At 55.5% G+C, this 24,026-nt stretch carries 22 protein-coding genes and 5 pseudogenes; 9 read left to right on the plus strand and 18 right to left on the minus strand.

Annotated elements, in window-relative coordinates:
• The 4 genes from U3A55_RS04640 to U3A55_RS04655 form a co-directional block, all read right to left on the minus strand.
• A partial coding sequence (locus U3A55_RS04640) for a DUF7567 family protein (protein WP_442978270.1) occupies window positions 1-234 on the minus strand: 234 nt, incomplete at its 3' end.
• Between the two features lie 73 nt (window positions 235-307).
• Window positions 308-673 (minus strand): DUF7568 family protein, encoded by a 366-nt coding sequence (locus U3A55_RS04645; protein WP_330990318.1) that lies wholly within the window; start codon window positions 671-673, stop codon window positions 308-310.
• A gap of 3 nt (window positions 674-676) precedes the next feature.
• Window positions 677-1,168: a hypothetical protein gene (locus U3A55_RS04650; RefSeq protein ID WP_330990416.1), complete on the minus strand. Its 492-nt coding sequence runs from the start codon at window positions 1,166-1,168 to the stop codon at window positions 677-679.
• Between the two features lie 104 nt (window positions 1,169-1,272).
• Entirely contained in the window at window positions 1,273-1,689 is a 417-nt protein-coding gene (locus U3A55_RS04655; RefSeq protein ID WP_330990319.1) for a hypothetical protein, read from the minus strand.
• Window positions 1,690-1,816: 127 nt separating this feature from the next.
• On the opposite strand from U3A55_RS04655, the gene U3A55_RS04660 reads away from it, so the two are divergent.
• Together U3A55_RS04660 and U3A55_RS04665 are read left to right on the plus strand one after the other, a co-directional pair.
• Window positions 1,817-2,995 carry an outer membrane protein assembly factor BamB family protein gene (locus tag U3A55_RS04660; RefSeq protein WP_330990320.1) on the plus strand — a complete coding sequence of 393 codons (1,179 nt, stop codon included), beginning with the start codon at window positions 1,817-1,819 and terminating at the stop codon, window positions 2,993-2,995.
• Window positions 2,996-3,274: 279 nt separating this feature from the next.
• Window positions 3,275-5,149: an ABC transporter permease gene (locus U3A55_RS04665; RefSeq protein WP_330990417.1), complete on the plus strand. Its 1,875-nt coding sequence runs from the start codon at window positions 3,275-3,277 to the stop codon at window positions 5,147-5,149.
• Between the two features lie 5 nt (window positions 5,150-5,154).
• Here U3A55_RS04665 and U3A55_RS04670 read toward each other — a convergent pair whose 3' ends face one another.
• The 6 genes and pseudogenes from U3A55_RS04670 to U3A55_RS15205 all read right to left on the minus strand — a co-directional run bounded on the left by U3A55_RS04670 (window position 5,155) and on the right by U3A55_RS15205 (window position 12,416).
• Window positions 5,155-6,057: an ATP-binding cassette domain-containing protein gene (locus tag U3A55_RS04670; protein ID WP_442978274.1), complete on the minus strand. Its 903-nt coding sequence runs from the start codon at window positions 6,055-6,057 to the stop codon at window positions 5,155-5,157.
• Window positions 6,058-6,247: 190 nt separating this feature from the next.
• Complete coding sequence (locus U3A55_RS04675; RefSeq protein ID WP_330990322.1) at window positions 6,248-6,892, minus strand: hypothetical protein; 645 nt, start codon at window positions 6,890-6,892, stop codon at window positions 6,248-6,250.
• A 123-nt stretch (window positions 6,893-7,015) separates the two neighbouring features.
• A complete protein-coding gene (locus tag U3A55_RS04680; protein ID WP_330990323.1) occupies window positions 7,016-7,678 on the minus strand; it encodes a DUF6735 family protein in 663 nt (220 codons plus the stop codon).
• Window positions 7,679-7,768: 90 nt separating this feature from the next.
• Entirely contained in the window at window positions 7,769-9,880 is a 2,112-nt protein-coding gene (locus U3A55_RS04685) for a hypothetical protein (RefSeq protein WP_330990324.1), read from the minus strand.
• Between the two features lie 101 nt (window positions 9,881-9,981).
• On the minus strand, window positions 9,982-11,094 hold the full coding sequence (locus tag U3A55_RS04690; RefSeq protein ID WP_330990325.1) for a KAP family P-loop NTPase fold protein: 1,113 nt from the start codon (window positions 11,092-11,094) through the stop codon (window positions 9,982-9,984).
• Window positions 11,095-11,534: 440 nt separating this feature from the next.
• Window positions 11,535-12,416 (minus strand): annotated as a pseudogene (locus U3A55_RS15205) (biosurfactant protein 1).
• A gap of 148 nt (window positions 12,417-12,564) precedes the next feature.
• Here U3A55_RS15205 and U3A55_RS04705 point away from each other — a divergent pair.
• From U3A55_RS04705 to U3A55_RS04715, 3 genes and pseudogenes are all read left to right on the plus strand, one after another.
• Window positions 12,565-12,876, plus strand: a complete 312-nt coding sequence (locus U3A55_RS04705) for a hypothetical protein (protein WP_330990328.1) — start codon at window positions 12,565-12,567, stop codon at window positions 12,874-12,876.
• A 6-nt stretch (window positions 12,877-12,882) separates the two neighbouring features.
• Complete coding sequence (locus tag U3A55_RS04710) at window positions 12,883-13,380, plus strand: type II toxin-antitoxin system VapC family toxin (RefSeq protein WP_330990329.1); 498 nt, start codon at window positions 12,883-12,885, stop codon at window positions 13,378-13,380.
• A gap of 11 nt (window positions 13,381-13,391) precedes the next feature.
• Window positions 13,392-13,942, plus strand: a pseudogene (locus U3A55_RS04715) (DUF7342 family protein).
• Window positions 13,943-14,023: 81 nt separating this feature from the next.
• Here the strand turns inward: U3A55_RS04715 and U3A55_RS04720 are convergent.
• From U3A55_RS04720 to U3A55_RS04740, 4 genes and pseudogenes are all read right to left on the minus strand, one after another.
• The gene (locus U3A55_RS04720) at window positions 14,024-14,161 is read right to left on the minus strand and encodes a hypothetical protein (RefSeq protein ID WP_004043292.1); all 138 of its coding nucleotides are present in this window, start codon (window positions 14,159-14,161) and stop codon (window positions 14,024-14,026) included.
• Between the two features lie 2 nt (window positions 14,162-14,163).
• On the minus strand, window positions 14,164-14,454 hold the full coding sequence (locus U3A55_RS04725) for a hypothetical protein (RefSeq protein WP_330990330.1): 291 nt from the start codon (window positions 14,452-14,454) through the stop codon (window positions 14,164-14,166).
• 292 nt (window positions 14,455-14,746) lie between these two features.
• Window positions 14,747-15,907 (minus strand): ABC transporter substrate-binding protein, encoded by a 1,161-nt coding sequence (locus U3A55_RS04730; RefSeq protein WP_330990331.1) that lies wholly within the window; start codon window positions 15,905-15,907, stop codon window positions 14,747-14,749.
• Window positions 15,908-16,111: 204 nt separating this feature from the next.
• Window positions 16,112-16,806, minus strand: a pseudogene (locus tag U3A55_RS04740) (hypothetical protein).
• A gap of 170 nt (window positions 16,807-16,976) precedes the next feature.
• Between U3A55_RS04740 and U3A55_RS04745 the strand changes: the two are divergent.
• Complete coding sequence (locus tag U3A55_RS04745; protein WP_330990334.1) at window positions 16,977-17,372, plus strand: CopG family ribbon-helix-helix protein; 396 nt, start codon at window positions 16,977-16,979, stop codon at window positions 17,370-17,372.
• A 50-nt stretch (window positions 17,373-17,422) separates the two neighbouring features.
• Window positions 17,423-17,518: pseudogene (locus U3A55_RS15210) on the plus strand (DUF7342 family protein); the annotation flags it as partial.
• A gap of 7 nt (window positions 17,519-17,525) precedes the next feature.
• Here the strand turns inward: U3A55_RS15210 and U3A55_RS04750 are convergent.
• The 3 genes from U3A55_RS04750 to U3A55_RS04760 form a co-directional block, all read right to left on the minus strand.
• Entirely contained in the window at window positions 17,526-17,978 is a 453-nt protein-coding gene (locus U3A55_RS04750) for a hypothetical protein (RefSeq protein WP_330990335.1), read from the minus strand.
• Window positions 17,975-18,487, minus strand: coding sequence for a winged helix-turn-helix domain-containing protein (locus U3A55_RS04755; RefSeq protein ID WP_330990336.1), 513 nt, complete (start codon window positions 18,485-18,487; stop codon window positions 17,975-17,977). The genes U3A55_RS04750 and U3A55_RS04755 overlap by 4 nt, the downstream gene beginning before the upstream one ends.
• A 76-nt stretch (window positions 18,488-18,563) precedes the next feature.
• The gene (locus tag U3A55_RS04760) at window positions 18,564-19,490 is read right to left on the minus strand and encodes a transcription initiation factor IIB (RefSeq protein WP_330990337.1); all 927 of its coding nucleotides are present in this window, start codon (window positions 19,488-19,490) and stop codon (window positions 18,564-18,566) included.
• A gap of 265 nt (window positions 19,491-19,755) precedes the next feature.
• Here U3A55_RS04760 and U3A55_RS04765 point away from each other — a divergent pair, with 265 nt between their 5' ends.
• Window positions 19,756-20,739: a hypothetical protein gene (locus U3A55_RS04765; protein ID WP_330990338.1), complete on the plus strand. Its 984-nt coding sequence runs from the start codon at window positions 19,756-19,758 to the stop codon at window positions 20,737-20,739.
• 3 nt (window positions 20,740-20,742) lie between these two features.
• Window positions 20,743-22,611: a hypothetical protein gene (locus tag U3A55_RS04770; RefSeq protein WP_330990339.1), complete on the plus strand. Its 1,869-nt coding sequence runs from the start codon at window positions 20,743-20,745 to the stop codon at window positions 22,609-22,611.
• A gap of 193 nt (window positions 22,612-22,804) precedes the next feature.
• Here the strand turns inward: U3A55_RS04770 and U3A55_RS04775 are convergent.
• A pseudogene (locus U3A55_RS04775) lies at window positions 22,805-23,672 on the minus strand (DNA-binding protein).
• Between the last annotated feature and the right edge of the window lie 354 nt (window positions 23,673-24,026).

The following is a 24,026-nucleotide window of genomic DNA, read 5'->3' on the forward strand; positions in this document are numbered from 1 at the left end:
GCGCAGTTTCTCGTCGACGTGGAGGTTCCAGGTCGTGGTTGTATCGAAGCAGGCGAGCACGGCCTCCTCGTAGCCGCGTGTCTCGCGGGATTCCTGGAGTTCGACCTGGGTGTTGCAGTTCTTGCAGAACACCCCCTCGAACGGGATGTGAGTGAAGATCTCCTGCCCGCAGACGGGGCACCAGAGGAACTCGAACAGTGCCTCACTGTGTCGGTCAAGTACTTCAAGGGTCATTGGTTGACTTACCCGGTCGTACCGGGCCACCACCTCGTGCCCGGCCGAAAAACAGCGCCCACCGCTCACTCACTCACCGTTCGGCGCCGTAGACGATACGGGAGGGAGCTTCGTACCCACAATCGGGGCAGTCATACCACCGCTGGACTTTCGCCCCGTCTGCCGCCTTCTCGCCGACGCGAACGTCGACGTTCGGACACTCCGGACAGCTGAGGTCCGGTGCGGGCCGCTCCCGGAGCTCGTCACGGAACGATGTCGCATCCTTCGTCTCGTCTCCCCGCGACCAGACCGGGTAGCCGTCGACGAGAATCACCCCGCGCCACTTGTACCGGTAGGAGTCCGGCGCACGATGCAGGACGGCTCGCGCACCGGTCTCGGTGTTCCGATACGCGAGTGTCGGCGAGCGGCTCTCGCGTCGCCAGTTGGTGATGTGGGGCATTATTCAGAAGTGGACGTCAGCGGGTACGATCCAGAGCTCTTCACTCTCCTCGAGGAGTCGATCCAGCTGTCCACGGTGGCGAATGCCGGTTCCGTGTTCGGTGTACAGGAAGATCGTCGGGCCATCGTACGCACCGACCTTGTGGAAGGCGTGCCGGGCGAGGTCCTCGTCGCGCATGATCTCCTCGTCGGAGAGCTCGTCGATGGCCTCTTTCACCCGGTCGAGATTCCGCTCGAACTCTTCCTTCGTCACCTCCCAGCCACGCTCGAGGAGATCCTGGCCGTCATCAGAGTCGACGGGGGCTGCCGTCGGCAACTCCCCCCATCGTGCCTTCCCCGCAACGGACGTGTCCTCCTCGTCGAAGGTCACATAGTAATCGAAGACGGCGCCGGCGTGTGGGTTCGCGCCGACCAAGCGGTCGAACACCGACTTTCCGGTGGCCAGCGCGTCGTCGTGCGTCGATGCCTCTACCAGAGCGTAAATCACCATATGCATCTCGAACACCTCGAAACGCCGACGCCCCGGGAATCGTTGCTCGCTCCAGCTGCGCCGGCACCCATCGCCGGCGCTCGAAAAACTCTCCTCGTGACGGCGGATTCTTAGGATTCGTCCGCTCGTTCGACAGTGATGGTCAGGGCGCCCGATTCGTAGTCGGCCTCGAAGTCGACCGCGAACGCATCCGCCTCATAGGCGGCGTGGTAGGCGCGGTGGCGTTCGAGCGAGCCAGTTGCCTTGAAGTGGAAGAATGCGGCCGCCGTGTAGGGCTTTCTCTGGGCTTCGACCTGCGACTCGACGGATACGGGGAGCGCGATCTGGGGCGTCTCCGTGTCGATACTCGCAGCGAACTCCTTCGCTTCCTCGACGGTTGCTTGCGAATGTGCCGGTGTCTCGCCGGTGAGCACGTTCACCGGGGTTTCCGTCTCGTCGGTGAACAGGACGCCTTCGAAGGTGTGTGTCCCGAGGATCGCCTCGGGATCCAACTCGCAGTCGTGAAACGGGTCGTCGTCTGAGGTCATCGAATCACGAGCCTATGGCGGGGCTCACCCATTCCGGCCCCTGAAAAACAGCAGTTGCTACGAAGCAGATCTGCCATCGATAGATCTCCAAAACCCCTATGGGTTTTGTATCCGATGTTTCGGTTAGATGCCCTCCATATCGCGCCGTGAATACCTTGCAGTCTCAGCCACGACAGCTCTCGCGGCAACTGCCGGCTGCCAGACCAGCTCGTGTACGCCCACAGATCCTGGCGTCGCGCAGTGGCCACAGACACGTGCCTCTCCGCACAATACGAACGCCGTTCCCGAGCAGCCGACGCTCACGGCTGGCGGTGACTATTGGACGAGTTCCCTTACGGACGATATCGATATCACTGGACTCGTTGCCGCAAATGATACGGCTGTCGTCGTCGGCCGTACGTCCGGCGAGCACAATGGCATCCTGACCACCGTACAACTCGACGATGGGTCCTCCGATACGACCCACGAACTCAATCGGCGTCCAACTGGCCCACCAGCCCTCGCAGGTTCGATCGCTGTGACGCCCGTCCTTGGCGACTATACCGAGCCATCGACCGGTGGGCTCGTCGCACTCGACACCGCTAGCTGGACGACCACCTGGACACACGAGACGGCTGGACGGCCGAATCCACTGACCGTTGCTGACGATCTCCTCGTCGCCACGAGCGACCAGGGCGATGTCACTGCGCTTGCGGCGTCGACTGGCGACACGCAGTGGACGCGGACGTTCGGTGACGATCATCAGCGTGCAAGCATCCCTGCACCGCCAGCCGTCGACGACGACCACGTGTACATCACCGCAGATGGCTCTGCCGCCCAGGGCATCTACGCACTGGATCGCGAGACGGGTGAAACACAGTGGGAAATCCCTGGACCAAATATTCCGGTCCCATTAGTTCGCGCAGGAGATGTTGTCCTCGCGAGCTACGACCGCTATGAACTCGCGGCGTTCGATGCTGGGAATGGAGACCGGCAGTGGTCGAAGGCGATGTATGACGGTAGCTTGTTCGCGCCGGCAGTCGGCCATAGCCGCGTCTTCAGTGCGGACGAGGAAACCGTGTACGCGCTTGCCGTTGGGGGTGGCGATGTCCACTGGGAACAAGACCTCGATGTCGCAGGCTCCCCAATGGTCGTTGGGGAGTCGGTCGTCGTTCCGACAACCGACCGGATTGTGGGTCTGAGTATTGAGGACGGGAGCGATCTGTGGGCGCTGTCTGAGACATCTGCGACCGGATGTGTTCCTGTCAGTCGGGGCCTGCTTTACACGGCAGGCAATACGGTGACGCTGCGAACAAATTGTGAGTGAACTGGGGGGCCTCAAACCCACCGAACTCACCACATTAGCGAGAGCTCCCCCTAACCGTAGCGGGAGTAAATAAAGTCCGTGTTGGCAGCTACTGTTATCCAGAGGCGGTATCCCAACCCCTCCAGTTGCGGTCCTCTTGAAATGTCACCAGTGAGTGCAACGACGCCACACGAATTCAAACTCATAAAGCAGTCATTATCTCTCAAGGACTTCAATAGAGCCGATAGTCCCTAAGTTCGAGACTATTAAGTCTGATATGCTTTAGATACTCAAACAGTGATGCCCTCCATCTCAGTCACCCGTACTGAATGCCGCCGTTATCTTCGCGGCAAGACACCATGGATAGTAGGACTCTGTTTCATCCTGTTTAGCCGTCTTGTAGTTCAACCGGAACCCCCAGAACTCCAAATCCTCGGCGGAGCAGCCCCCCTCGTTAGCGCACAAATCGCAACCACGATCGTTGTCCCGTTCGTCACTGCTGTAATCGGCTTCCGTGCGATCACTCGAGAACGTGAATCCGGCACCGCCCGACTCATCCTCGGCACCAAAACCACGCGTTCGCAACTCGTCCTAAGTGTTGTCCTCGGGCGCGGAACGGCTCTTTTCGCCCCAATCGCAGCCGGGACGGTCCTCGTTGTCAGCTACGACGCCTTCCAGTATGGTCAATTCTCACCATTGTTGTTCCTCGGCTTCCTCGCCCTCACAACCATCTACGTGTATGTGTGGATGGCGCTCATCGTTGGCCTCTCCGCAGCGAGCTCGTCGACGACTCGCGCAGTGATTCTCGGGACGATCGTCACACTCGCGCTAACGCTTTGGAACGATGTGACACTGGCAGTCCTCTGGCAACTCACCACCGGCACAACACCTGGACCGCAGATGGATCATCAAACAGCATTCCAGATTGCTGGTTGGCTGTCGCCCCTCAGTGCGTTTCAGGTCCTCACAAACTGGCTGCTCGGCGTTCCAGTCGGCCCCGGTAATGCCGTCGCCCAGATATCTAACGCCCTCACTGAAACTGGAGAACTCGCGACGACGTCGCCACCGCTCTCAGCGTGGTGGGGATTCGGCGTCCTGCTCAGCTGGCCGATGCTCTCCCTCCTCGGTGGCATCACAGTCTTCCAGCGAAGCGATCTCGCGGCCCGTAGCCAACTCAAGATATTCCGAACGCTTCAACGGGTTTCTCCCTCACTTTCTCGAGTTGAGAGTCGGCTATTTACCCGTCTCACCGGGAATGGTGGGCTGATTGATGCGCTTCCTGGGTCGTGGCAACCGCTCGCGCGCCGTGAATTCCAGCGGCTCATTCGTACTCCACTCGTCTGGTGTGTCGGCATACTCGTGTTCGTCGCTGGTATCCTTAGCCTCTCACCAGCGATGTACGTGCAGGACGCACTGGGGTCTCGTGTGCCGCTTGCTGCCCTGCAACGACCGCTCACGTTCATCGGCGCTATCGGCGTGCTGTTCGGTACGTTCCGTTCGGTAAATCACGAACGTGATACGGGCGCAATTCGGTTCACCGCAGGCACTGCTATCTCACGAATGGGGACGCTGATCGGATTTACGCTTGGTCGAGCAGGTGCCTTCGCTGTCCCGATCGTCGGCGCGATTGTCCTGACGTGCCTGCTAGCAGTACCCCAGTATGGCATTGTTCCACTTGGTATACTTGCCGGCTTTCTGGTCTTCGCAGTCTTCTTTGTGACCGTGATCGCTGGGATTGGCGTCTCGATTTCGACGATTTTCCAAAGCCAAGCTATAGCCGGATTTACAATTCTCGTCTTTGTGGGCGTTCAAATCGCCTGGTTCACCGTTTCAAACACCATCTATAGCTTAATTACAGGTGTGAGTGTAAATGGACTCAATCCGCCGAGTGACCCGCTATATCTATTCCTCCGATGGGTACCTCCGCTACGACTCCCGAACGTCGTGACAAATGCTATTATTGAGGTTCCGAACTCCGCAGCGCCGGCCTCATCTGTGATTGGGGAGCTGCAACCCAATCAGTTCTCAAATATCGTTGTTGCACGATTAGTCCACGGGACTGACGTTCCAGCTTGGTATCTACATCCGTCAGTCGCACTCGGACAACTCCTCCTGTGGCTCATTCTTCCACTAGGAGTTGCACTCTGGGTTTATCGAACGAGAAACATCGATTAGTTGAGCTAACTTTCGGTCGCGAGTTCGACGAAAGCGTCCTCGATTGTGCCTTGTTCGATATCGAACGACTGGATATTCACACCAGCACTATCCAGTGTTTCGAGGACACGATAACAAACTGTCCGCGGACACGTCACTATGACCCGACCAGAATCATAGAAGACGTCCTCGACATCGGCAAGCTCACTGATTGCTTGTAGCGGCGGGTCATCGCTGTTGGTCTCAATGCTGAGTTGCGTTCGGACGCCAGCCATATCGCGGAGTTCTTTCGGCGTTCCTTCGGCAATTAGGTGGCCGTCGGAGAGTAGGCCAACGCGATCACAGACCCGTTCTACTTGATCGAGGACGTGGCTGGAGAAGAATACAGTCGCTCCTCGATCGCGTTCAGCAGCGACAACTTCTCGAACCAGCCGCACTCCGTAGGGATCGAGCCCGGAGAACGGTTCGTCGAGGATGAGTAGTTCCGGTTCGCCGGCGATAGCCATCGCCAGTCCGAGGCGTTGTTCCATTCCTTTCGAGTACCCGCCGGCACGTTGGTCGACAGCGTCACCGAGGCCAACGCGCTTGAGGATTGCTTCGGGATCGCCGGTCGCATCGTTCGCGTCGAGGATGTAGCTGGCGTGTTCGCGTCCGGTGAGCGTACTGTAGACGCCGAACTGGTCGGGGAGGATGCCAGTTCGAGCGTGAATTTCACTCGCATCCTGCTGGGCGTCACGTCCGAGAACGGTGAGTGTGCCTGTTGATGGACGGGTATAGTTCATCAGCATATCGATCGTCGTGGATTTTCCTGCACCGTTCGGACCGAGGAATCCATACACTTCACCGTTTTCGACTTCGAGATTGAGGTCTGAAACAGCTGGATTACCACTATACAGCTTGGTAAGTCCGGTTGTCTTAATCACGGACATGAAGAGTCCCCAGGGTTTGATCGGAACCGCCTGCTGGTTGAGAATGTTCTGTTGGAGGGCCCACATGCGATGTAGAAACAGGACTGTTAAAATATTTCTCGTAGCTCACGGTGTTCTGGACCTTTTTTGAAACCATCCTCTTTGTGACCGAATAATCTCAACTCCTCAACAGTTCCATCTCCACTTGTTCTCACCCAAACTCGAAGGTACCTGAATCCGATGCGGTAACGGTCTCCCCAAACGTCCCTGATTCGGTTGCCTGAACCGAGAACGAACACTGTAACATCGACGGGAGGGCTTGCGCGTCTCGAATGACAAACGGGAACTGGATTGTCCCATCGAGGCCGATTTCATCCATCTCCATTACGAACTGCCGGTGGGTCGTCCCATTCTGGATCCGCTGAAAGTAGGTGTTGAAGCTGTCACTCCGCGTTGGTGGGCTGATCAGGTAGGTGAGTTGGCCGTGTTGGTCGAAATAGGTGCTCGGGGTGGCGAACGTCGCCGTGAACTGGTCCAGTGTGTAGGCTGATGACGGGTCGATACTCGCGTTGAAGGTGAACCACCGTGACGGAATTGACTCCTCTGAGTCGAATTGTGGTTTCCTACTGATTTCGACGTACCCGATGTTCTCTGCGTTGGATTGGCCTGGGAAGTCCCACGACAGTTCGTCTGCCGAGTTTTCATGAACGACGGTATCAAGCGTTCGTGACCCCGTTCCAGGCAGTCCACTACATCCAGCAAGCGCGGCGGTGGCAACCACTCCTCCGGCAGCGAGGAACTGCCGACGTGTTCGGTTCCCGTGATCGTCCTGTGGAGAGTGCGGGGACTCAGGCATTCATAGCGAAGTGGTAAACAACTCGATTAGTGTCTTTGGTCTTACCGTTCCACCCGAATTACTTGCGATGGCTGTTTCGGAGGGTTCGATCAAGGTACAATCCGAATCGTACTGTTCAGTCCTCTAGGAGTGGTTGAGGCTCGCCTTCTCGAAGGGGGATTCCCCAGTCGGGGTGAGCAGCTCCTGTCGGTCTCCGGCTCGCTCGACCAGCTTCCGTTTCAGGTACTGTCTCGCCGTCGACGGCGTGAAGACCCCCTTGTCAAGCATGTCGCCGACGATGTCTTTGAGGGCCGCGAACTGGCCCTGTAGGTGGCCGTCGCCGACTGGCTCGCCGTCGTACCAGCGCACCGTCGCAAGCGCGCCGTTCCCGGCCGTCTCTCCCTGTTCGACTGTCTCCGAGTCGTACTGGAGCCCGAACCACAGCGTCCGATAGGCGGTCACCTCGAACGTCGTCGACACCACGAAGAACGCCTCGTGGTGGAGGTAGTCGAGATGGTCAGCGACGATCTCGTCGAGGGTGAGCCCGGTGGCGCGGGGCTTCGGCTCGATGATCGTCGACGGGCGATCCTCGTCGGCGAGGTAGCCGTCGACGGCTTCTGTCTCGAGGCCATCGGCCAGTTCAGCCAGCAGCTGTTTCGCCCACTTGGAGTCGGTGTCGTCGCCACCGAACGGCGACTCAGCCGAGATTCGGTGCTTGAGATTCAGGTTCGCCGCTCCCCAGTGGCTGTAGTGGAGCGTGTACTGTCCGTCCGTGCGTTCGTACGCAACGAATGCGCGGTGTCCCATCGAGCAATCCCCTCACGGGGCGACCGCGACTGGATCGCCCCGCACCCCTCTCGGGGGACGAACAACGCTACTTGTCGAACGATTCGCACCCTACGTTTTCAGATGTTTTTGGGCTTCTTCTAACCGACTCTGATTGACTTCTCCAGTGTCTTCCAGAGCATCGATTAGTTTCTCAGCACTTTGGTGGATCCTGCCGTTATTATTACTTTTGAGTAGGCTCTCAAGGCGTGTCAAGGTCTGTTCCTCTGTACCATAGTATTCAGAAAATCCCGTCAGTTCATCAATAAGAGTCGACACATGGTTGTTGTTCAGATTACGTCCCTCGAATGCATCCGTAAGGCGTTCAATCACCCACTCACCATCATCCTCATCCACATCTCCCGTTTGGACAAGCGAACTGAAGACATCTACTAACGGGAGCAGTTGATTAGGTTGTATGTTACCTGAGAGTTCTGACTGTAATTGACTCCGAATATTTCTGGCTATAGTCGTCTTCCGCTCCGTTACGATCTCATTCCCAATCTGGTTCCAAATCGCTTCGAAGGCCTCGTGATCACTCTGGTTGCCGGACAAGAGAGAATCTAACCGCTTGATGAACCCCTCCTTTTCTGGATTCTCCAAACGGTCATAGACTGCTGCCTCAGCCCGGAGATAAGTCTTCTTCTGATTGGTGTTTGCGTTACTAATCTGACGCTGGCAACACTCCAGCACAGAATCTTGAACCTCCTCAAACCGATCTGGATACTCCGAGAAAATCTTGGCAGCTATCAGATTCTGAGTATGGTCATCCTCCTCGGTAAGCCGTTCCACCATTTCGAAGAGTTGGTTATCATACTCTTCGGGGATAGCAGGGACTAAAGTCCCCATAATCCAATCAACATTACCCAGGGGTTCCGGAATCCGGCCTAATACACCAGCCACCGCTTGCTTATTATCGAGAATATCTACATCCTGGCCTGAGGTATGACTGATGATCTGCTGGGTGTTGCGTTGGTTCCATCTACTAATCAGATCAGCAATCCAGTCCCCAAAGTCCTCACGCGTCGCTGCATCATATGAGTCATAGAAATTGATAGCCACCTTCACCATATCCGTATCTTGACCGGACGAGGATACCCTCTGCTTCAACTCCCGGAACAGACGCGAACCGACATCTAAGGTGATCTGCCCCTCTAACTGATTCAATTCCTGTCGAAGCTGATTGTAATACTGATCCTCATTCTCACTATCTACGTCATTTTCCAAGTTGAGAAGTTGCTCGACGAAGTATTGTCGTCCACGCGGCTGGGCCTGACTATCGAACTGTTTGTAGTGCTCTGTTCCTTCGAACCGGTTCCGGTTTCCACTCCACGATACAAATGTTGCGGCACGCTCCATTAGCTCCGGTGAGGCCAATTTTTTCGATTCCTCTCGACGGCTCAACGTATCGAGCGCACCTCCGAGCTCATTATCACCCAAGTCTAGAAGCGACGAACACAGACTTTCGGAAGCCCTTCGTGGAACGTCTTCCGAGTTCTCAACGAAAACCTCTAGGACGTTCTCTCGTAATTCGCTATTTGTAGCTACGGTTGTAGCGAATCGGTTGAAAACCGTCGTCCGATCTGGCTCTGATACTTTGAGAACAACGGGGAAGAACTCCTCAGGATCAAAGTCAGTGTAAAACTCCTGTACCAGGTCTAGAACCAGGTATTCACCTACAATTTCTGCGACTTCTCTTTGGTCTTCTTCCTTGAGCTCGTCAAAGACAGCGACCAAGGTGTCTATCGTAGAGAAGAGCGGCCCCTCACGCCCTTCTCGTATATAATCATCCAACGCAGTATCAATCGCGCTGAGATACGGATTAAGCGGTTGTTCCTCCCGTTGCACGGTTTGAAGCTCTTCCCGGACTTCGTCTTCTTGGTTGGTCCGAAGGTTCTGGATAAGTGCATCCCTATCCGAAAGCTCGCTCGCGAACGATGGCTCCCCTAATTGGAGGAACGGTTTCGAATTATCCACCTTATAGCGGCGAGTGGAACGCAAAAATCGCTCTAGCTCTGTCTCACTTTCTTTCCCCTCTCCACCCCTTCCTAACAGTTCTTCAATACGCTTTCTTCGTCTGTCATCTGATAGATTTCCCGGAAAATAGTTATTCACATCTTCTAAGAGACGCGGATCATCCTGCAATTCACTATAGAACGAGGGATAGTCTTCTTCGAGAATCATTATTTTCGCCAGAAAGTCCATGTTATTAGTGAGCCTCCCCCTACTCAAGTGGTCAGCATCTTCCATCTGCTCAGAAAGGATTCGGAGCGTCGTCAATCGATTCAAAGACTGCTTGATTCGCCGGGGGTTTTGACATATGCCTTCGTGATAACATCTAAGACTGCGTCATCAAACGGTTCCGCTAGTTCTTCGTTCTGAGCCTTTGCATACTCTTCAATATCTTCTGCAATAAAGTCCGGGATACGAATATGTGTCTGGAAGAACTTACGCAGGAACTCGCGCTCGTTAAGCTGGTCTTCAAAGTAATCCCCCTCGGTATCGATTGATTCTATGTGGCTCTGAAGTGCCCGATCATCACACGGAATAATGTAGATACAATCCTCACTCTGAAGGAACGTCTTCAGCGAAACTAAGACATCATAGACCGTGTCGCTTTCACATCTGTCCAGATTGTCAATTGAGATTAGGACCTTATCGGCATCTGTCTCCTCGAGAATTTCGTCGAACAGTTGTTCGTACGCGCCCGACCACTCCTTCCGCGGGTGTTTTCGTCGAAGGGCAGAGGTTGCCTGCCGAACCTCACCCGCCATAAAGACAAATACAGAGACGAATAGCGGGAAGAGAAATGCACTCAGAACGCTATTAATTGAGGAAATCGTCGGATCCATAATTTCGACGAGACCCACAATATTCAACAGATTCACCACCGCCCCGACCATGATGATACCCAATATTAGGAAAGTGACTCCGCCAACGAGAGGAGATTCAGTATAGATCCGTTCTGCTTCCTCCCAAGCAGACAGATCCTCTCCACCTTGTTTCTCTTCAACATCGTATAGCTCCCTCGTAATCTTATCCTCTCCAAGTACTGCGTCGTTTCCTTCGTCATCAGTCTGACCGGTCTTTTTACCGATTGCTTGGTCCAGATTCAGCAGTAGATCGGTCCGAATCGATTCTTCGGCATGCTTCCAGGCATCGAACTCTACGCATACGTAATTGGTGTCCCTCTCTCGTAGACGAGAGTACAACATCCGGATAATCGAGGTTTTCCCGGAGCCCCACTCCCCGAACACCCCGATATTCCATGGGGGATTTACATCTTCAACCATCCGCTCCAGAGTGTCGACATATTCCTGGTGGCGGAACTCATCCTTGTCAACATCCTCGATCGGAGAATCAGACAAAAAGCGGTCCTTGTTCTCTTTACTACTCATATTGAAAACTCACACCTGAATGATAAAAATCTAATGTAGCGAAGAGAAGGGGAATACTAAACACCGCCCCCAACAAGACAACACAGGCTGTTGGAAATCTTCTTCATAAATCCTCCTTGCGGACCTTCTTACACCTCTTGAGGTCGATGCACTGACCGAAGTACCCCATATAGTGAATGGAGACGCCCTCTCGCGGTCTCGACTCGCTCTCGATCCGCGTCGTCCAACCGGTTGACGTCGAGTCGGTTGAGATTGCTGAGTATATGATGCATCCGGTAGCCCTGTTTGAACTCTTGCTCCATCGGAAGCGCCTCACCGCTCGCCGACGCGGAAAGACCCAGCATCGAGACTGGCGTCGGGCTTCCAGGAGCTCGCGGTCTTAACCAACAAACCTCGACGATACCGGTAGGCTGTTGGTTAATCGGCGGCCAGCACTGGCCCTACTCGAGACTGGGGCCGTAGCGAGCCGAGCCACACACCCGACACTCCCAGATCGGTTGTCCCGTCCACGCCGCATCTGGGACTGATTCATGGGTCTTGAACCGATGGTCGGTCGCCCGTCCACAGTCTTAACAGTCGAATTCCTGCGTCGTCGGTACCGACGACACCTGGCGATCAGCCGCAGCCTCGCCAGTAGATTCGGTCAGCGCCATCGCTGGAACCAGCCACACCGCGTCGTCGGCGTCGTCGAGGACCCTGTCGAGACGCGACGCGTCGCGGATGCCGTTCCCCCGCTGGTCGTAGAGCCGCGTCGGGGCCTGCTCTTGGTACTTCGACACTCCCTGCCCGTGCCACTCAGTCCGGTCACGGGCGGCACTGAGAAGCCGCTCTCCCTCCTCTGACGACACCTGTACCGCGTCGGGGAGTGAGGGCCATTGCTCGGCCAGCTAGCGCGCCGGCGCCTCGTCGAAATCGTAAATGAGACTGTCGTTGTCGACGGCCGGCTCCGCCGCATTGGCAGCGAGGTGGGTCGCCGCGGCGCCGCCCTTCGCCACGGCGCCGTAGAACGCCGTCGACTCGACGACCAGCTGGACGATGCCGAGGACCGTCGTCGACGCTGCCACGTTCGTGCTAGTGCCGTCACTCCCGAGATGGTTGCTGAGACAGAACCGGCATTTCGTCTGGCCGTCTGGGACTGACGCCCCACACGACTTGCACTCGCCGTCGGTTACCGTCGGCGCATCAGGATAGCCATCAGAGTTCGTCGCGACGCGTTGCCGCCGGGGGGCACTCTCACAGCAGTCGTCCAGCCTCGTGTCCGGAATGTGGGACGCCTCGCCGGTCGGCCGCAGTTCCTCGAAATCCAGATAGCGATCACGTATCGGTTGGTGTGGTTTGTCTCGGATTCGTATTTCAATGTCAGGGCCAGTAGTCCGCCCTGTCTCCCGCTCGAGTATGGGTAATGAACTAAGTCATGCGAACATCTTATACTTCATGAGCAAGTAGATGGGAGTAGCAACTGAGGTCCCTATGAGCAGCAACGACACCAAGCACGTGCAAACGGAACTGAACGAGGACGAATACGAACGCTTCCGGGAGTTCGCGCGAGAGCACGGGCTCTCGCTCAAGGAAGCCGGCCACGAGGCACTGGTCGAGTGGATCGAACGTCAGCAGCAGGCCGACCCGAACGACCCGGCGTTCACCGTCCTCGATGACCTCGAGGACGAGTCCCTTCCAACATCGGCGGCGACGGATGCCCGCGAGGAAGACGATCTCGTCGAGGAGTGGGACGGCAGCGACGAATCGTTCACGCTCGCCGATGACCCGTCTGCGCAATCCTGAATTTGGATGGCTGAACCAGCCGAAACCCCGATTGGGGCGATCACGCCCGAGCATTTTCGCCCGGGGCACGTCCGCCATCAGGTTGTCGTCGGGCCGAAGTTCCTGTACGCATTATTCAACCCTCAGGATCAGATGCACGCAGTCTCGCGGGCGTTCATGACCTTTGTCCGCGACGGTGACCTCCCCTATCGTCGCCTCATCGTCAACGATCACATTGTCGACGAGGCTGCCACACGGCTGAAAAAGCAAGCGTCGATGCGGAACGCAGCCTCGTTCCTGACGACGCTCGACGAGAGCACGCTCTATCAGTTCGAATCCGTCTCCGAGGACGTTTTCGATGACGCCAAAGCAACGTTCGTCGAGTGGACGGATCTAGATGCGTCACTCACCGATTTCACTGTTGCAGCCCATATGGACGCCGTAGGGGTCGATCACATCCTTACGTACGACCGGCACTACGATGCGTTCGACGTGACAACACTTCCGTATCGCAATCAGAGCTAGAAGTGCCCAGTATGTCCGAATCCCCGCAGGACGGCGTTCAGTCGTGGCCTGAGTCGATGAGCGTCCGCGACCGTATTCGAGCGGTCGCCGAGACGCTTCGCGAACCCCGGTCAGTCAACTGGATCAGCGAGCAGGCCGACGCCGCATGGAGTACGACCAACGAGGAACTCCAAGATCTCGTCGACCAAGGCCAACTGCGTCGCGTCGAGGTCGGCGAGACCACGCGTATCAGCCGGACTACACGCGACTGCTATTCGAGGAAATCCGCACGCTCATCGAGAAGAACACGCCCGAGGAGCTACGGAACGAACTGGCCGCGATCACGGAAGAGATCGAGGCGTGGCAGGCGACCTACGACATCGAGACGTGGGAGGAGCTCGAACAGTCGCTCGCCGACGGCGACCTCGCAAGTGACGAACTTCGCGAAAGGCGGGACGTAATTACGCGGTGGGAGGAGAATCTGGAAGATCGCCGGCTCATCAAGCATGCGCTGGCGCTCTACTCGGATGTTGAAGCTGCTCGCGAACAACTGATTGATTATAGCAATTCCCGTCAGCAGTAGAGGTGATTCGCTGGACTGATGGAAATCGGTATTGTCCGAACAGTCTGCGTACTTGATAGAACCCGCAGCTAAGAGATAGTCCTACTCAGTCGCGAGCTCGTCGTAGATTTCCTCGTGCTCGTCGAGGTCTTGGCGTCCGAGGAACCGGATGAGATACTGGCGTGCCTCCTCGGGGGACAGCTCATCGGGAATCTCGGGCTGCTCACTTTCAGCGGCCATCCTTACTCCTCACTATGGGGGTCATCGTCATAATCGTTCGGTTCGTGAGACTCATCATCAACTGTGCCGTGCTCCGTTGGCAGTTGGTCTGTGCCTTCGATACGTGACAGCCACAGGTTGATGGTTGCCTCGTACTCGGGGGCGAGCGGCTCTGTGTGCGCTCCGAGATACTCGATCACGTCATCCTCATTAACACTGCTCTCATCCGTAGCGAGCGCTTTCAGGATCTCTTTAATCTCCCGATTGTAGTCAAAGCGGCGGCCATTCAACGCGTAGAAAATTCGGGTCGACATGAGCGCCGTTCGCTTGTTTCCATCGACGAACCGTGGGACGAGTACAGGGAGATTCACGAGGATCTCCCGCTGTACAACGGACCGAAACCCGCTGAACTGGCCTCCTTCTTAATGGAACAGGGAATCGACGACGTCGAGTATGAACCGCTCCCCGACCCGGTCCTGTGGGGGAAGGAAGTCGAGTACGAAGCGTACGTCGTTCGAGGACAGCTTCCCGAATAAGTCTCAGTTGCGGCGTCGAACCAGCTATTTCAAATCGTTCTGACGGAAGCGCATCCGTGGCTACCAGTATTCAGACATTCCCGCTGACGATTTCTGCGATGCGCTCACGGTCGAATAGTGTCGCCCCCTCAAATGCATCGGGATAGATGTCCTTCGCGGCCTGATCAGTGTGATAGAAGTTGATTATCGGTCCTTGGTCGAGATACCCAGCATTATAGATCTCATCGTTTTCGACTGCGGTTATCCGACTGGTGACTGAATTCTCTTTTAATGGTTTGACAACGTTTTTCTGGAACTCGGATTCCGGTGTGCCGCCATAATTCCGTACTAATAATGCTTCAGGGTCAATCTCAACGAGGGCTTCAGGGCCAAGGGTTCCATCATCGGAGTAGCTGTAGTGGCCGACGTCAGTTTCAGCGAGCGCGTCACTCAGTCCAAGATCGCGCCACTGTTTGGTGCTAACTCCCCCATTGTTGATCCGGAATGGATAAAATGAGGTCCCGTTCTTGCCGGCCGGGTAGACGAGGAGAGCCGTTGGCCGTTGGTCGGCTGGTGGCAATCGCTTGTCAATCGTGTCGAGCATCTGATCGTGAAGATCAACGAATGCTTCGTATCGGTCCTGTGCCTGAAAGACGTCCGCCATCAACGCAAAGGCCTCATAGAGGTCGTAGTAGCGATAATCGTGCCACTTATCACTGTGCCGCCGGATGAAGCTCCCGAACAACGGGCCGATATTGCTCCTGACTTCATCGATATCGGATTGGTCCCAGTCGTACCAGAGCCGCAATATATGTGGGTCGATGAAGTGAGCCTCCGCATTCATCTCATAGAACAATTCCTTGTCAACATTTCCACTGACCAGCTCGACAATCTCATCTTGGTCGTGTTCGAGGCCCGGAAGTGCGTCAAAAGCCTCGTTTGCGTATCGATGGTGATTCTGGATTCCGAGCGTTTGGCCGCCACCAAGCGCAAAGCCCATATCCGCGAACGTTGGGAGCAGTGCGGTCCACTGCTCAGGTGGCCCGTCAAATTCAACGTCACCTACGGGTTCAATACTGACAGTATACGTGTCATCGGTAGTGGTTTCTTGGCTTGACGTCGGCGTGCTATTCTCTGTGGGTTCTTGGTTTGAGTCTGAGGAGCCACTACTGATGCAACCCGCAAAGAGTAGACTGCCAACTGCGCCACTTGCTCCGAGGAATTTTCGCCGAGTTGCTTTGTTATGCTGCATAACTCATTCTTTTAGGATCACCTAAAGTAGCTTGCGGAATTCGTCAAATCCCTGGTCGACTTACGCCCAGCAACCGAAGTTGGTTGACGAATGCCAGTCGCATATCGCCCGTCGCTGCCGTAGCCGACCGTAGAGCCATCAATCGGTATCAAGTCCGCCAAGAGATGGTCTACCTGAGGACAGCAGTCTCCTTCCCGGACAGGCTCAGAACAATCCAGCGATGAATCCGAGTCCCATAATGATGAGCGCAGCCGCAGAGAACGCCGGCAGATACGGGGTGTACTGTTTGACCTTCGCTTCGTAGTGCTGATAGCCGGCGATCAACAGCATCGTCAGCCCGACGATACCAATGATGACGGTAATCGCGTAGGCGCTCATCAGCTCAAGACAATAGTTCGACCCGGCACACAGCGCTCAAATTCTTCCTCGTGGGCGAACCCGAGTACGAACGCGAACCATGCGATGCCGAAGAGCCCACGTTCTGCAGCCTGATGACCGTCGTCGTGTGAATGGGAGTGACCGCCCACGAACGGAATAACGCCCTTTACTCGTTCGAGCAGGCCAACTTCTCCATGGTCATGTGAGTGCTCGTGGTCGTACCCGTGCGAGTGGTCGTGAACGTATTCGCGGATTCCGAGCGTAATCAGCAACACACCAGCGACGAGGGCAACCGGTCCACCGATGGAAATTGTCGTCGAGAACAGATCGACTGTGATTGGTTCGTTGACCTGTGTGCGGTTGAAGTATTCTTTCGCGTAGAAGAACACTCCCACCATCGCTATACTACTGATGAGGTGGCCCAGGCCGAGAATGAAACTCGCGACAAACCCGTAGACCCACTTGTTCGTTTGATCGAGGGCGTACGATGCGGCCACAGGCCAGCCGTGGCCTGGCTCGATTCAGTGAACCGCACCGAGGAGAACTGCCCCGACTAGGAGCCCGACCGCTTCACCGTGTAACATCGTAGAAGACACTCGGCTAACGAGGTGAATAACGGTTGTTAATACCGAACCGGTGATTCGTCATACGGAACGAGGAACTATTGTAGACTGGTGGCGACGGAGAACATATGCGAACGAGTTTCAACATTCCAGACGAGGTGGTCGCAGAGTTCGATCGCATCTGGCAGGACGAAGCACTCGAGAATCGCTCCAGAGCCGTTCGGGAAGCGATGCTCGAATATATCGAAGCCCACTCTCGGCTCGAGAACATGTCCGGCGAGATCGTCGCACTCGTCGGATTCGATTATCGGCACCACGACGTTATTCAGGAACTCCACGCCACCCAACACGACTACCAGGACGTGATTCTCAACACGAGTCACACGCACCAAGGCGAGTGGTGTCTCGAGTCGCTCTTCTGTCGCGGGTCAGCCGAACAGATTCGTGACCTCACCTACCGACTGCGGGATTTCGATAGTGTTCGGCGTGTGAAGGTGATGGTCATTCGCGATAAAGAGGTGTAGCGGGATAGCTACCAGAGCTCGTTGCAACGCGTTGCCGCCGCGATCACCTCCATTCCCGCCTAATCAAGCACGCGTTGGCGCTCTACTCAGATGTCGAAGCCGCTGGTGAACAGATGATGGATGTGGCTGACCGCGCTATCCGCTAATCCCGTCTTAGGGCGGGTTTGAGGCGCTATTCAGCTGCTCTATGTCGTCGTTCTCGTACGCCGCCCGCCACATCGCATGAACTGCACGCGTCACGAGTGACACCTCAGTCACGTCGATACAGGACGGTTCGGCGTCCGTTGTCGCGGCTTCAGGCGGCTGGTGGAAATGACTCTCGGGAGAGTGTGTGTTCGGGTGGCGATCGAAGCGCCAGTTGATATCGTCGCTATCGACGTAGTGGAACGAATACATCCCCAGTTCGCTCCACTGGATATCGAGCCGAGCGCTCTCGGCATCGGCGAGCCCATCGCTGAAGCTGATCTGCAGTTCCGTGGGGGCGACGACATCGTCGTACGCTGTTTCATCGACAAGCGGTTCGAGTTCGAGCCAGAGATCACGAATCCGCTGGAGCGCCGGCAGATAGATCGGCCCGAACTCGCCGGCGCGGTCGTCGTCGCTCATACCGCGAGCTGGTGGCTGGCCTCGTCGTACGCGAGTGCTGCTTGCGCGACGGCGAGATTCTGCCGCGTCGTGCGCCACGCGGTGAGGTCATCCCACCCCTTCATCTCGCCGGCTTCAAGATGCTGGGCGAGTTCTTCCGGGGACACCACATCGTACCGGTCCTCGTAGCGCCGGATCTCGGCCTTCATCTCCTTAATACTGTCGAGCAACTCCGCCCGGTCGACTTCCTCACGCAGCTCGCGAATCCGGGACATCAACACCCGGTCGCTGTTGCGCTTGTACAGCGTTGTTTGGCCGTCCTGTTCCGTTTCGGCGAATCCTGTGTTCACCAGCGTCTTACAGTGGCGACGTGCCGTCGGCTCGCTCACGAGGGCCCGGTCGGCGATCTCGGCCGCCGACTGCCCATCGTGGGTCTGTTCGACGATTTCGTACACACGTTCGAACGGTGTGGTGTCGTCCTTCCAGTCCGCCTTGACCTGCTCGTTGACGTCGTCCCACGTCTCAGTCATAGTGGGCCCTACGCAATCGAGAAACAAATAGTTTCCTCAGAAAATTATCTAACGTCCCAGCTGTGCAGGAGCGTTGTCAGGCTACATGCTCCGCTAACGTCTCGTGATGCGTCCGAACCGCGGTTGGCGTGACGTTTCCTGTCTCCGCGACGCTGCTTTGCGTCACCCACTTTCCCTGTTCCTGTCCCGCTTTGTAGAGACAGGACGCTGCGAACCCGGCCGGATGGACGCCCGTCGTGACGCCGCGCTCCTCGGCCTGCTCTGCGAGGGGTCGGGCCTGCTGTCGGATCTCGTCCGGACACTCGAGGTCCGAGGCGAGGCGCGGCACGAACATGCTGGGGGAGACGGGCTCAGCGGGGAGGCCCAGCTCTTCGTTCAACGTTTTGTACGCGTTCGTGGCTCGTGACTCCGCCACGCGGGCCATCTCGCTGACGTCGTCCACTAATCGCGAGAGGCCGTTGCACCGGCAGGCTCCGTAGACGCTGGCCGCGGCGATGGCCTCGATGGATCTGCCACGAAGCAGATCCTCGTCTTGGGCGCTCCGGAAGAGCTGACACGCCTGGTCGCAGACCGAATCGGAGAGTTCGAGGGCACTCGCCAACCGACGCACTTCGCCCAGCCCGTGTGCGAGATTCCGTTCCGCTTTCGAGCGCCAGCGCCCACGGGTCTGCTCACGGCGCATCCGTGCGAGTCGCCGTCGCTTCTGCCCGGAGAGTTCGTTCCCCTTCGCGTCGGTGCCGCGACCGATCTCCGTCGACAGGCCGCGATCGTGGCGAGCCGCAGTGAGTGGGGCGCCCGTTCGTTCGCGCTCCTCGTCGTCGTACGCCCGCCACTCCGGCCCGTGATCGATACGCTGTTCGTCGATGACCAGCCCACAGTCCTCGCAGACCGTTTCGACCGCGTTCGTGGTGACCCGGCCGTCGCACTCGGGACACTGGTTCGCACTCGATTCCGTTCGGACGTCTTCGTCGAAACCGCTCTCATAGATGTCTCTGGTTGCCATTGTTCTCACCGGAATATCGGGACCTCGCCTTCACGACGGGCCCCTCACCCATCGAGGGGTTAACAGACTCAGAACGAACGATACCCCTTCTATGATACCTACGACTTAGGAGCCAGGAAATTTACATAATGAAGATGTCATTAATCAAGTAGCTAATAGCCCGTTTTCTATCTTCAGCATAACCGGTTTTATATTGGTAGCGCAAAATGGTTGATTCGAGAATATTATGACCACAGTCCGTTCAATTTGCCTAATTGGCTGTGAGATGTCCGAAGACGGTTCGGACCCAGAGTTCGATGTTTTAGGAACTTTGCTGGAAGGGGATCTAGAAGAGGGCGAAGACGAATCTGAAGTACATCAGACCTGTCGTAGACTTATAGAGGATGTGTGGCACAAAAAATATGAAAGAGAGGATATTGCTAACGCTAGAAATCACCAATGGACAGAGAATGCATATGAGGCTATAGATATCGATTCTTCTGATAGTACCCCGATAGGCCTTCTTGAAGATCTGAGAGAAGGGACAGACTTTGAGAATAATTCTCGGAAGCTCACGGAACTATTTCTTCAACAGGTCAATCAGGTCCCTAACGAGATCGCAGTCTTGGATTTGCTTATATTTGGCCGGTTCAGTAGAGGGAATGACGATTTTGTAACAATAATTAAAACCCCGTATATAGACGATGCGTATAATATCAATCCAGATGCTGAGGATATCCTCACTGAAAACGAACAAGTAATTCGGGAACAGACCGATAAGAGTCTTCTCTACCCTCGTCATGACGGTGTAGATGAAGCAATTGATGATTCAAAAGTTCAAGTATTCCAAAAACGGGGTAGTTCTAACTGGGCTAATTACTGGTACGAGTTTATCGATCTTGGAGAGAATGAATACCCTGACGAACTTGTTGAAACTACATTCAAAGAGCGGGCAGCTGAAGGCGAGAGTGATGCTGTGTTTTCATCATATAGTGAGTTTGATGGAACTGATCTCGATGAAGAGTTCGATACAGATGGAGATCTCCATAGTGGCGATATTGCGATCCAATTTGCCGGTGAGAGACTGAAAATATCTATCGAGAAGGTGAAGACAGACGATCGGATTCAGTTAGCCAGATCGGATGATGGGGAAGAATACTATCTAATTCTCAAAGATTCTGACCCTGAATTCCCAGTTGGTCCATCAGGCTCGACAAATCCGCTGTTCGAGGACATAAGTGATTTGCCTGTAATTCAGGATCTGTTTTGAATTATGGTTGCTGACGAGGTCTCCGCTGTGAGGTCCTTAGTCGATTTCTTTCCTGAAGCAAACGAAGATCTGGATAGAATCAAACTCAGCGGCCAATATTCCGAGGTTGAATCCTCTCTTGAAGAAATATTGGAATATGTTTCTGAATACAGTCATATTTTGACTTCATTTGAAATCGAAGAAAGAAACGGACCTCGAATATTTTTCGAATTGTCTGGTGCTACGATTCGGAACGTCGGTTTAGACGATCTTGACGAAGAAGAAACAAATTATGATGATATCGAGCTATCTAGATTCCAACGCCGTCGGCAAGAGGGTGACTGGGAATCAGCGGGAACACACCTCACCTCAATATGTTCTGGTATCGCTGATTCAGTTGAACTTGTAGTTACAGCTACGGTCAACAAACCTCAGGTAGTCACCAGTATAGAGACTGCAGCTTCCTCGATCTTCGCTGGTATCGAAACTAATCCCCATTTTTGGCTTTCTGAGGGGAGTTTTTCACAATGGGCTGAAGATAAACATCCCAGCCGAATTGGCGAGGTAATGTTTGACGCAAATCGGCTCCCAATACTGTTTTTTGATGATCAATCTGAACTGACTGTTGACCAAACTGTTATAGCTGGTCTCGACACCTTGGGGCAACTTGATTCTGATACTCTGCAGCAGGCGTTAGTTGAGTATCGTGCTTCACAAGATTCTGTTAGAGAATATGTGAGCTGGGGTGAAGATATAACTCCAGTACATCCGGAACCTATCAATACACTCTATAATCACTGTTCATCGGGTCTACCGTCCCATTTGATCGTCTATTACAATCTTGGCTTGTTCTGTAGATCTGTAGCATGTGTGGATGACATCACGAAATTTAGTATTGAACTGAACCCTGAACTAGAAATTCGATTGGAAGACGGACAATTCCATGAAGGGTTTAACGATAACATCACATCCGGTTTGGTTGAACTCTACAACAACTTTTCATCTGAAAGTACTGAGTCATCTTTCCGCAGTCTATGGCAGAGAGCGCTGGCTGAAACTATTGCTGGAAGAGAGGAGGAAATTGAGAGTGAACTGGATAAGCTATACCTCATCGTTGAGTCCCGGAATGAAATTACTGAGACACTTGATCGTCTCAAGAGACAGGTAATAAAAGAGGATTTCCAGGGCCTCAGCGACGCGCTTGATGAAACCCAGGCCCTTATGGCAGATATTACGAGTCGGCTATCGGATGCCGCTACTGAAAGCTCCCGTAGAATTCAGGGGTTAGGATTCACGCTACTAGGGGCCATTATCGCCAACATCTTTCTGGTGCTTCGATGGAGTGAAAATCGGCTTGTTATTCCTTTTACAACATTCGTCACGATTCTCATTCTCACATTCTATCTGCCGTTGATCCAGGGGCAGATCGATGATTTGGATCGAGTTATCAGAGAATCCCAGAATGATTTCATTCTATACAGGGATCGCATTCGACAGTTCAATCAGGACCTCTTCGAATTCTCCCAATTAGAGTCTCGTATTAATAGCTATCAGGGGATTGCAGAGAAACAACGGGATAGAGCGCAGAATTGGATTGATCTTTCATTCTATGTTCTTCTGAGTCTCTGGATGGTTTTAGCGACAATTTCAGCGGTTGTTTTCTCTATAGGTAGCTTACACTTCCTTTCGATTATTGTATCTGTGCTGGTTTTTGCTGCGCTGGTGCTACCATTTGATTATTCGCCAGTGGGAAACGATTACTTTGAACGAACTGCAGTTATTGTAGCGATCGTAATTGGAATCTCCTTAATTTGTATTAGTATTTGGATAAGCCAGAATCCAGATGCCTATAGCTGGTTTAGCTCACTTCCCCGGTTCCAATCAAGTAATTAGCATCTGCTCTCTTTTTGTGTTATAAAAAGGATTTTCCACCTACCATCGGGACACCCGCCTAACGATATGTCTCTCTAAGCTGGACACAAGGTCGTGGCTGCCGGCCGACCGACGGGAGGCCGGGAGCGGAGGGTGGGGCGGTGGGGTCAGGGTCGGTCCGGCACACACCAAAAAAGAAGGGCGACGCGCTCGCCTACTCTTCCCACCACCGACCGCTCTCTGGGAATTCGATCCTGCTCCAGCCCGTGATGGCGATGCTGCACCGCCCCTGGTACCAGTTCTTCTTGACGGCCCGGAACCGAACCGTCTCACCTTCGCTCACGACCGTCTTCCGAGAGGTCTCCCAGATGGTGAACTTGATCTTCCCACTGTCGTCCTCGATTAACCCGACCTGCGAAATCGACGTGTCACTCGGATCCCAGAGTTGCGTGATTTCACCCTCGACCGTCACCTCACCGACCGGGACGTCCGGCACGTCCGCGATGGGCACGATCGCCCCCGGCGCCGCCTTCAGTTCTTCGAGGGTCTCCAGCACCGCCTTCGTGACGTCCCGACCGCGCTGCACCTTCTCGGCCAACTGCTTCGCGACGACCGCTCTCGACCAGCCGCCCTGCACTTCGTCGCTGATCCGCATCGCCTGCTCGTTGACCTCCGCGAGTTCGTCTTGCGTCAGCATCTCTCGGGGATCCGTGCGCTCCGTCGGCGCCGGCTCGTCACGACCACACTGCTCGCTGACGACTTCTCGCGTGCGCTGCTCGCGACCGTCCTGCGTTCCGAGCTCGGCCTGGGCACTGATGCGCTCCAGTTCGGCTTCCCGCGCCCGAATGCGCTCCTCCTGTTCGAGGGTGACACCGTGAATCCGGTCCTCGCTCGTGTCCGCGATCCCGTCCGGGTGGTTCGCATCCACCTTCGCCTGCGTCTCCTGCTCGACCGCGGCCTCGAACTCCGGCGTCTCGTCGACGACCGGGAATCCGTCTTCATCGACCGCCTGACCGCCCGCTTGCTCGAATGCCTGTTCATCCACCGTAACGACCTTTTCCGCTAGCGTTGTTACTGGACATTGGAGTTCACCAACTCCGAAGGCGCTCACGCGCCGACTCCGCGATGCTCCTACATCGCGGTTTTCCGACGACAACGACCGACAGAACCATCTGCGCGCTCTCGCTCGCGCCTTCGCGAGCGCCCCTTGGGGCGCGAGCGAGAGCGCGCCCGCACGGAGGGACTCAACCAGCGCCGCGCAGCCCCCCGCGCTTTCCCGCTGGCGTCGAGGGCACATTCACTTTAGCCCGGCAGTCCGCCCGCTACTGCAGGCAGACCGCCCGGAATGGTCGGTCGCGAGCGACGCGGAGGGCGGAACGCGGCGAGCGGTGCGGGCCGTAGAGTACCACACCAGCCAGCCGAGAGAGACTACTGCC

It is taken from the genome of Salarchaeum sp. III, assembly GCF_036418315.1.
Lineage (GTDB): Archaea > Halobacteriota > Halobacteria > Halobacteriales > Halobacteriaceae > Salarchaeum.

Bases quoted from the DNA above. Each gene is read 5' to 3' on its own strand.
- U3A55_RS04730 (WP_330990331.1), bottom strand. From the start codon at position 15,907: ATGCAGCATAACAAAGCAACTCGGCGAAAATTCCTCGGAGCAAGTGGC.
- U3A55_RS04710 (WP_330990329.1), top strand. From the start codon at position 12,883: ATGGCTGAACCAGCCGAAACCCCGATTGGGGCGATCACGCCCGAGCAT.
- U3A55_RS04685 (WP_330990324.1), bottom strand. From the start codon at position 9,880: ATGATTCTCGAAGAAGACTATCCCTCGTTCTATAGTGAATTGCAGGAT.
- U3A55_RS04675 (WP_330990322.1), bottom strand. From the start codon at position 6,892: ATGCCTGAGTCCCCGCACTCTCCACAGGACGATCACGGGAACCGAACA.
- U3A55_RS04705 (WP_330990328.1), top strand. From the start codon at position 12,565: ATGAGCAGCAACGACACCAAGCACGTGCAAACGGAACTGAACGAGGAC.
- U3A55_RS04765 (WP_330990338.1), top strand. From the start codon at position 19,756: ATGTCCGAAGACGGTTCGGACCCAGAGTTCGATGTTTTAGGAACTTTG.
- U3A55_RS04670 (WP_442978274.1), bottom strand. From the start codon at position 6,057: ATGTCCGTGATTAAGACAACCGGACTTACCAAGCTGTATAGTGGTAAT.
- U3A55_RS04655 (WP_330990319.1), bottom strand. From the start codon at position 1,689: ATGACCTCAGACGACGACCCGTTTCACGACTGCGAGTTGGATCCCGAG.
- U3A55_RS04725 (WP_330990330.1), bottom strand. From the start codon at position 14,454: ATGTCGACCCGAATTTTCTACGCGTTGAATGGCCGCCGCTTTGACTAC.
- U3A55_RS04755 (WP_330990336.1), bottom strand. From the start codon at position 18,487: ATGACTGAGACGTGGGACGACGTCAACGAGCAGGTCAAGGCGGACTGG.
- U3A55_RS04720 (WP_004043292.1), bottom strand. From the start codon at position 14,161: ATGGCCGCTGAAAGTGAGCAGCCCGAGATTCCCGATGAGCTGTCCCCC.
- U3A55_RS04745 (WP_330990334.1), top strand. From the start codon at position 16,977: ATGCGAACGAGTTTCAACATTCCAGACGAGGTGGTCGCAGAGTTCGAT.
- U3A55_RS04770 (WP_330990339.1), top strand. From the start codon at position 20,743: ATGGTTGCTGACGAGGTCTCCGCTGTGAGGTCCTTAGTCGATTTCTTT.
- U3A55_RS04650 (WP_330990416.1), bottom strand. From the start codon at position 1,168: ATGCATATGGTGATTTACGCTCTGGTAGAGGCATCGACGCACGACGAC.
- U3A55_RS04690 (WP_330990325.1), bottom strand. From the start codon at position 11,094: ATGAGTAGTAAAGAGAACAAGGACCGCTTTTTGTCTGATTCTCCGATC.
- U3A55_RS04660 (WP_330990320.1), top strand. From the start codon at position 1,817: ATGCCCTCCATATCGCGCCGTGAATACCTTGCAGTCTCAGCCACGACA.
- U3A55_RS04665 (WP_330990417.1), top strand. From the start codon at position 3,275: ATGCCCTCCATCTCAGTCACCCGTACTGAATGCCGCCGTTATCTTCGC.
- U3A55_RS04750 (WP_330990335.1), bottom strand. From the start codon at position 17,978: ATGAGCGACGACGACCGCGCCGGCGAGTTCGGGCCGATCTATCTGCCG.
- U3A55_RS04760 (WP_330990337.1), bottom strand. From the start codon at position 19,490: ATGGCAACCAGAGACATCTATGAGAGCGGTTTCGACGAAGACGTCCGA.
- U3A55_RS04680 (WP_330990323.1), bottom strand. From the start codon at position 7,678: ATGGGACACCGCGCATTCGTTGCGTACGAACGCACGGACGGACAGTAC.
- U3A55_RS04645 (WP_330990318.1), bottom strand. From the start codon at position 673: ATGCCCCACATCACCAACTGGCGACGCGAGAGCCGCTCGCCGACACTC.